General features: G+C 44.3%; 1 protein-coding gene. It reads left to right on the forward strand.

The genetic code is table 11. The annotated features are described in order from the left end of the window. Positions 1–260 precede the first annotated feature (260 nt). Positions 261–794 carry a hypothetical protein gene (locus IE212_RS35785; protein ID WP_229864730.1) on the forward strand — a complete coding sequence of 178 codons (534 nt, stop codon included), beginning with the start codon at positions 261–263 and terminating at the stop codon, positions 792–794. Positions 795–882: the final 88 nt, after the last annotated feature.

Consider the following 882-nt stretch of genomic DNA (forward strand, 5'->3'; position numbering starts at 1 on the left):
GAGAAGCAGTCTGCTACACTTACGAGCGTGATGAAGCAGAAACTCCGGGAGCTGGAGGAAAGTAAGAACAGCTTTTTCAGATATGAGGGCTTGAAACTGTACCTGTTTTGGGGTGGCATGGTCTGTAATATTTTAGTATTTCTTATGCTAGCGTCTAGCATGTTTGGTAGGTGAAAATATATCTAGTTAGATTAAAAAGGTGCAAAAACCTATTGATAAGATTAGCGGTCAAGGCGAGAGGGAGTGAGGTGCAAAAGACTATGGCAAAATACACCAAAAGGAGAGATAAAAGAGGGTATGAGTGGAAGTCTGCTTATCGGGAGAAAGAAGCCCTTATGTTGGAGAGGGGATACCCGGAAGTAAGTCCTCATGATTTCTATCGGGAGTTGTTTCCGGCTGGCAGTCTCCAGCAAGAGCCGGAGGACGGAAAAGGTAATATTATAGCGACACAGATTAGACCGTCTGGCAAAGGAAGAACCCGGCAGTGGGTAATTGATGATAGTCTGAAAATGCTGGATAAGGTCATAGGAGATAGGTTTGGGCTGATACCGCCTATTAGTTTTTACGGAAAGTCACACACGAAAGAGAACGCTCATGAGCTGTTTGCGGTGGTGGTGGACGTGGATTATGTAGGCAAACAGCAGTTAAAGAACCTGTTGAAAGTAAAGAAGTCAGATTCAAAATTCTTGAGTCCGATTTCAGAGCCTGCGGCGAAAAGATTATTAATGACCTTACCGCATATGCAATGGCGCAGAACGGCTGGAATGTTGCAAACGATAACCGTGAGGGTATAAGAGTATCATTCGATAAGGATAACGGTGACGGTTGGTTCTTGTTAAGACTTTCAGTGCACGACCCGATTATGCCGCTGAATATTGAGAG

The organism is Streptomyces djakartensis (genome assembly GCF_014651075.1).
Lineage (GTDB): Bacteria > Actinomycetota > Actinomycetes > Streptomycetales > Streptomycetaceae > Streptomyces > Streptomyces djakartensis.